Here is a 6990-nt window from a genome sequence, read left to right as displayed (position 1 = left end):
TGAAACCATTTAATGGAGTGGCAACTAAATATCTACAGAATTATATGAACTGGTTTATGGTCTTGGAACGCATAAAAGAGAATAACCAACGTCTCAAATCCTTTGCCTACTATGCCCTTGCTGGACAAAATGCATGGCAAATTTGGAAAACAACAACTGAATCAGTCATATAGTAGAATATAGCCAATCTTTATTATGAATGGCAATGAAAAAAAATCAAAGAAAGCCTTTTATAGAGAGCTATAGGATAGATTGTTTTATAATAAATATAGTTGCTATTTGTTGATTATTAGGTTTGTATGTTGTTTCTAATTATTTAGAATAACATTTTTTAATATTTCAGAGTTATTTTTTTTGAACTCCTCAATTTCATTACGTAAAAGTTTTTTCAATTGCTTTCCTGTAATAACTATTTCGTCGTCCAAAGAATAGTTTATTTTGTAATTTACTTCATCATGCGATGTGAGCGCTAAAATTATTCCATTACAAGCAAAACTATCTGGCATAACCATTTCAGTTTCTAGTATTTTATCTCTACTAGTAAAAACTGGAAAAAATGGAGTTCCACTATCGTCTTTAAACATGTGTAACTTGGGATGATAATTATTATTACTATCTCCAACTGATATCATGACATAGAGATTGGAGTCAAAAATAGTTTTTATCTCGTTTTTATCTATTTGTTTCTGACTTGCACAATTTGATAAGAATACTATGGCAAAAATGGGTATTAAATATTTCTTCATTGGCCTGATAAAAAATAATTGATTTGATTGGTTAAATATATTAAAACAGTTTGTAGTAAGTAATTAAAATACACTGATCTTTCAGCTAGGTATAGCTTTTATTTACTACAATAATACCCTAGGGCATTTCCATTTAAATCTTTTATGATTAGAAGTTTATCGGTTATTCGTTGTTCGATTTCTATAAGAATTGCTTTAGGGATTTCATTAGAAAAGATAGTATCATTCTTAATAATATGCGATGATTTAAATATAATTAGATCTCCAATATAAAATCCATTTCTAAATTTCCATTTAGTGTTTTCTATTGAAGTACAGGAAATTATTGTGATCAAACAACACACTGATAATAGGGTGTTTCTATAAGGTATTTTAACACTCATTATTTTCGTAATTTACTATTTCAAACTTGTTTTCATATGCTTTCATTTCTTGAGCGTTCTGACTTATAAAAGAGATTAAAATGATTTTATATGTTTTTTCATTTAGATTTTATTTTAATACGATAGCTAGTATAAAATATCATATAATAAATATAATGTATATATAGATAAAGAAAAAGCCCTCTGAGTATTCATACTCAGAGGGCTTTTTTTATTAAAAACTGGTTAGAATAATTATTCTTTGATAAGATTAATTTCTACTCGTCTGTTTTGAGCTCTTCCTGCTCTAGTTTTATTTGTAGTGATTGGTCTATCTTCTCCATATCCCATTGCAGATAATCTAAATTGATCAACTCCATTTTCTACTAAATAATTTTTTACCGCATTTGCTCTAGAGTCAGATAATCGCTGATTTAGTTTACCACTTCCTGCACTATCTGTATGACCTTCAACAGTAAATTTAGCTGTAGGATATTCATTAAGAATTTTTACAATGTCACGAAGTACTTGATTTGATTCTTCTTTGATGGTAGATTTACCAGAATCAAATAAAATAGTTTTGGCATAATCATTAAGTGTTTTTTGGATCTCTTCTGTAACTTCAGGACAACCATTATTGGCTACTGTTCCTGCTACATTAGGACAATTATCATCTTTGTCTAGTACAGTATCACCATCTTTATCAGGCCAAGGACATCCTTGGTTTTCTTGTGGGCCTGCTTCTTGCGGACAATTATCGTCTTTATCAAGTAAGCCATCACCATCGGTATCAGGCCAAGGGCATCCTTTGTTTTCTACTTCTCCAGCTACTTCAGGACATTGATCGTCTTTGTCTAGTACAGTATCACCATCTGTGTCAGGCCAAGGGCATCCAAAGTTTTCTTCTGGTCCTTTTACTTCTGGGCAGTCATCTACTTTATCTAGTATTCCATCTTCATCAGTATCCTTTGGTCTAGATTGATAAATAGGAACTTTAAGTCCCGCATATACATCAAGAGCTTTAGTCTCATCATTAATAAGAGCAGATAATACTGATCCTGAACCTACATAAAGAGGCCCTGCTCTAAGTCCTGCTCCCCACATAAAACCACTGTGTTGTACAATACTTACGGGAGAGTAAAAACTAAACCATTTGGTTTCAAACCTTGGTGTTAGAGATATTGTATTTGCAATTCTACTTCTGTTAACTTTATCTTTGGATGTAAGAGAAAAATCACTGTTCAAGTTCACATAAAATTTTTGATTTATATTCCAGTCAGCATTTACATGTAATGCAGTTGGTAATACAGCCTTATTTGCATTTCCTGGATCAAGAGCTCTATAAAAATTCTCTAATTCATCTATATCAATATCTTCAAAAGTATTTTGATCAAATGTATTTGTAATGTCATATCTTTCTTCGACACCTTTGTCATAAGAAATTGCTCCTAAATCTGTAAGAGATAAACCAAATTTTAATTTATACTTATTGACATCTTTTTGCATATACGTATTCCCTTTGCTATCAGTAGCAGTGTAATCGCTATAATTTGGTCTCCACTCATATACAAAACCTAAATCGGCACCAATTCCTACAGCTCCATTTACAACTTCGATTTCCTCTAGGTCGTTTTCAAGATTTTCGCTGTATCCATATGCTAGTTCTCCAGTAGTTTGTACGCTACCAATTCTTTGCCCACCAGAAAGTAAAGTTCCATCTGCATCATAATTTACATTTACATTTTTACCAACGGCATAGGCATTACCTAATCCTTGTAAATACTTAAGAGTTACCCCTCCTTTTAAGAAGTGTTGTTCTTTGTTCATTATAACTCTTGCATAGGATAGACCTACTTCTGCCCATGTATGAGCACTAGCAAATAAATCTCCTTCATCAACAATAAAATCTTGATTGTTGTCAAAATCATTAACGATATTACCAAAAGTTTGACCGTTAATTTCATTGATGCTATAAAAAGCTCTAGCTCTTGTGTAAAGAGCAATAGCATTTTTTTCATTAATATTAAACATAAAAGAAAGCCCTAAGACATCAGTGTTTCCTAGTGCATTATTTTTTGTTTTAGAAAAAGTTTTAGCATCTGTTTCAATATCATAATTATCTTCAAAAAGATCACGGTAGTTTAGTCCATAATAATCATTACCGACAAAACTACTTACTCCAACAAGATTTATATCTGTTTTGAATCTGGAATCGACAATGTTTGCAGGGTTACTGATCACACTATGAACACCACTGTAGTTATCTGTTAAAAAACCTATGTAAGATTGAGATTTTGCGGATACTCCATATAGAAGGAGCATTACCACAGGTAGAAATCGCTTCATTTTTTAGTTTTAAGATTTTGGGTTTTTAATTATTTGAAGCGCAAATATATTAGTATTTTTTTAGCCTGAAAATTTTAATGTGAATTTTAATTGCCCTTGATTACATTTATGAGAAAAATATGATTGACAACAATCAATAGATATTATGGTCTAAAATACACTATTTTATCTAATGTATATGTAATAAGTTTTTCTATTGTTTTTTTAGAATCAGTGCTAAATTCTCCTGTAGCACGATTGGCCAAAATAGCATTCATAGAGACAGCTTTATGCCCTAATAATTTAGCCATTCCGTAGATACCTGCAGTTTCCATTTCTAGATTGGTGATTTTTTTACCTTTATACTCAAAAGAAGCCAGTTTTTTATTCAAAGAATCATCTTGTAATGGGAGTCTTAAGACTCTTCCTTGAGGTCCATAAAACCCAACATTAGTAATAGTAAAACCTTTTTGTATAGATTTATCATTGCACATGTGTTCTCCTAATTCTTGATCATAAGAGACGGTATAGGGAGTAGATTTGTGTTGATCCCATTGAAGGTGTTCTGTTAATGCCTGTGTTATTTCTGGTAATTGTACTTTGTGACTATTATAAAAATGTAAAAGACTATCAAAGCCTACTGCAGTTTCTGAAACAACAAAACTATCAATAGGAATGTTTGATTGTATAGAACCCGATGTTCCTATACGTATAATATGTAAAGAAGTATGAGTGTCTTTTATGGTTCTACTTTTGAAATCGATATTCACAAGTGCATCTAATTCATTAAATACAATATCTATATTATCGGTTCCTATGCCTGTTGAGATAACAGTAATTCTATGCCCTTTATAAGTTCCTGTCTGGGTATGAAATTCTCTTTTATGAATTTTATATTCTATAGTATCAAAATATTGAGTCACTTGATTCACTCTATCTGGGTCACCTACCGTTATTACAGTTTGCGCAAGGTGTTCTGGTTTAAGATTAAGGTGATAAATGCTACCATCTTCGTTAAGAATTAATTCAGATTCGGCTATGGCCATATTATAGTTTTAATAGTGAGTGAGTTTCATCATTGTATAAAAAATCATATTTTTTGACACCCCCATAATACCAATCTAGTATTTGTGTGTTATAAAAATTCTTTTTTTGATGCAAAGCAAGTGTTCCTCTTTCTGATAATAAAAGCCTGTCTTTGGTTTGGTCCAAAAATTGAAAAAGCCTAGCTAATACACGTTTCATTTGCATATCACCATATCCATAATACCCTTGATATTCGAGGGCATATCCTATGAGGTGTTTTATGTTTTTTACTTGATGTGTATTTACCATTTCCAGAACATTGTGCTCTAGTGTATTAAGACCAGTAAGCATATTTGGAAAACGTTGTAAATGGGCTCTTAAACATATAGATAAATATTCAAAAGAGGAGTTTTTTTTGATTTGACCTGCAATTTTTTGAGGTTTTGATTCGCAATACAATGTCCAAATGTGGGCAGCAAGTTCCAAATCATCGATGGTTAATTGTACTTTACTTTGATAGTGATTTTTTAGATGTAGGTCAGATAATTCACACAATCCAAAGAGTTTTTTTTCATGTTTAATTTTACCACTACAAACAAGATATATAGGTGTATCTTTAATTCCTTTGCGAAGTAGTAAACTGATTGCAGCTACCATATTAATATGACAAAACAAGTCATACTCAAACCACAATATGATTTCATCGTAAGAAGTAACATCTTCTAATTTTTTAAGTTGAGAAACAAATTTTTCTTTATAGCTAGAAGAATCAATTCGGTAATACTTTTTCAGAAAGCCTCCCCGTTTTTTAATAGAATCTTCACTTTCTATTTTGATTTCTGTAGGACCTTCGCAAAGCATTTCTCGCCAAGTCATAATCTCTCCTTTAACAAGGTTTAGTTCTTGTATTCTATGAGTGAGACTATCTCCATTGGTAATATGTAGTGTGTTTGATTTCAAAATAGAAATTATATAGTGTTATCCTCCAACACGTTTTACTTTAAATCCTTTTTCTTTTAGAATGGTCATGATTTGATTTCGGTAATCTCCTTGAATGATAATTGTATCATTTTTGAAGCTTCCACCAACACTTAAACGAGTTTTTAGTTCTTTGGCTAATTTCTTGAAATCTTCATCAGCACCAGTATATCCTTCAAGTATAGTAATTGGTTTTCCTTTTCTTTTTTCGTATTTGCAAATTATAGGATCTTCTTGTATCCATAAATTATCATCACTTGTATCTGGAGTAGATTCTTCTACTTCTGGTTGATGATCGGGGAACATTTTTTTTAATTGATCTTGTAAATCCATACAGATTTTTATTTTTTGATTAGCCCTATTTCTACAAGTCTTTGATGTAAAAACTCTCCTGCAGTGATGTCATCATATTGTTTTGGAGTATCTGGGGTAATACACTCGTTTAAACAATTAAGTTTCATATCACTTCTTGGGTGCATAAAGAAAGGAATTGAATACCTGGGGCTACTCCATTGTTCTTTAGGTGGGTTTGTTACCCTATGAATTGTAGATCGTAACTTATTGTTTGTATGACGCTCCAGCATGTCTCCCACATTAATAACCAATTCGTCTTCTTGTGGGATTGCATCAATCCAGTTACCATCTTTGCGTTGTACCTGTAGTCCTCCAGTAGAGGCTCCCATAAGCAATGTAATTAAATTGATATCACCATGTGCACCAGCTCTAACAGCTCCTTTAGGCTCTTTTGTAATAGGAGGATAATGGATAGGGCGCAGGATACTATTACCATTACTAGCCCAATGATCAAAATAATGCTCATCAATGCCTATGTATAGTGCTAGTGCTCTAAGAACATAAATCCCTGTTTTTTCTAACATTCTATAAGTTTCCATTCCTGTAGCATTAAAATCTTTTAATTCCTCTACAGTTACATTTGCTGGGTATTCTTCTGCTAATTTAGCATCCGCATCAGGCTCTTGTCCAAAATGCCAAAACTCTTTAAGATCTCCTTCTTTTTTACCTTTAGCATGTTCTTTACCAAAAGAGGTATAACCTCGTTGTCCTCCTAATCCTTCGATCTCATATTTCTCTTTGGTATGAGTTGGTAATGCAAAAAAAGCTTTTATCTCTTTATATAAGTTTTCTACAAGTTGCTCATTTAAAAAATGGTTTTTTAAAGCAACAAAACCTATTTCTTCATAAGCTTTTCCAATTTCGTTAACAAATTTTTGTTTTCGAGAAGGGTCATCAGATAAAAAATCAGCTAAATCTACGCTAGGTATATTATTCATTAGTCAAGTCTTTGTGTATTGAAGAACTAAAATAGGTGTATTTCACGCAAAACTCCAAATTGGAGCCTAAATTTATTTACAATTGTAAAATATCTGTCAAATTAATTAATTCTAACTGCTCAATCTTTAATTCAAAGTAAATTTAACTAATTCATAGAATTGTTTGAGAAAAATTAACAACTACTTAATAATATTAGGGGTTGAGATATTTTTGCTGCTATAAAAATAAGTACATTTACTCACTAAGTGAGATTTTAATAC

The 6990-nt window shown here is 31.6% G+C and carries 7 protein-coding genes; all 7 read right to left on the bottom strand.

Translation table 11 applies throughout. The features are described 5' to 3' along the window. Positions 1 to 308 precede the first annotated feature (308 nt). A complete protein-coding gene (locus CVD18_RS11310; protein ID WP_103865555.1) occupies positions 309 to 746 on the bottom strand; it encodes an SseB family protein in 438 nt (145 codons plus the stop codon). A gap of 98 nt (positions 747 to 844) precedes the next feature. Continuing rightward, the gene (locus tag CVD18_RS11305) at positions 845 to 1129 is read right to left on the bottom strand and encodes a hypothetical protein (protein WP_103865554.1); all 285 of its coding nucleotides are present in this window, start codon (positions 1127 to 1129) and stop codon (positions 845 to 847) included. A 234-nt stretch (positions 1130 to 1363) separates the two neighbouring features. Further along, positions 1364 to 3454, bottom strand: a complete 2091-nt coding sequence (locus CVD18_RS11300) for an OmpA family protein (protein ID WP_103865553.1) — start codon at positions 3452 to 3454, stop codon at positions 1364 to 1366. Between the two features lie 143 nt (positions 3455 to 3597). Next, positions 3598 to 4479 carry a nucleoside phosphorylase gene (locus CVD18_RS11295; protein WP_103865552.1) on the bottom strand — a complete coding sequence of 294 codons (882 nt, stop codon included), beginning with the start codon at positions 4477 to 4479 and terminating at the stop codon, positions 3598 to 3600. Position 4480: 1 nt separating this feature from the next. Further along, on the bottom strand, positions 4481 to 5419 hold the full coding sequence (locus CVD18_RS11290) for a DUF1835 domain-containing protein (RefSeq protein ID WP_103865551.1): 939 nt from the start codon (positions 5417 to 5419) through the stop codon (positions 4481 to 4483). An 18-nt stretch (positions 5420 to 5437) separates the two neighbouring features. Beyond that, positions 5438 to 5770, bottom strand: coding sequence for a translation initiation factor (locus CVD18_RS11285; protein ID WP_103865550.1), 333 nt, complete (start codon positions 5768 to 5770; stop codon positions 5438 to 5440). Positions 5771 to 5778: 8 nt separating this feature from the next. Further along, positions 5779 to 6729 carry an isopenicillin N synthase family oxygenase gene (locus CVD18_RS11280; protein WP_103865549.1) on the bottom strand — a complete coding sequence of 317 codons (951 nt, stop codon included), beginning with the start codon at positions 6727 to 6729 and terminating at the stop codon, positions 5779 to 5781. Positions 6730 to 6990: the final 261 nt, after the last annotated feature.

It is taken from the genome of Aquimarina sp. I32.4 (genome assembly GCF_002924285.1).
Classification (GTDB): domain Bacteria; phylum Bacteroidota; class Bacteroidia; order Flavobacteriales; family Flavobacteriaceae; genus Aquimarina.
Note: the sequence above shows the minus strand (reverse complement) of the source record. Positions and strands in the feature narration are given on the sequence as shown.

Coding starts and splice junctions, on each gene's coding strand:
- CVD18_RS11300 (WP_103865553.1), bottom strand. CDS start 3,454: ATGAAGCGATTTCTACCTGTGGTAATGCTCCTTCTATATGGAGTATCC.
- CVD18_RS11285 (WP_103865550.1), bottom strand. CDS start 5,770: ATGGATTTACAAGATCAATTAAAAAAAATGTTCCCCGATCATCAACCA.
- CVD18_RS11305 (WP_103865554.1), bottom strand. CDS start 1,129: ATGAGTGTTAAAATACCTTATAGAAACACCCTATTATCAGTGTGTTGT.
- CVD18_RS11280 (WP_103865549.1), bottom strand. CDS start 6,729: ATGAATAATATACCTAGCGTAGATTTAGCTGATTTTTTATCTGATGAC.
- CVD18_RS11295 (WP_103865552.1), bottom strand. CDS start 4,479: ATGGCCATAGCCGAATCTGAATTAATTCTTAACGAAGATGGTAGCATT.
- CVD18_RS11310 (WP_103865555.1), bottom strand. CDS start 746: ATGAAGAAATATTTAATACCCATTTTTGCCATAGTATTCTTATCAAAT.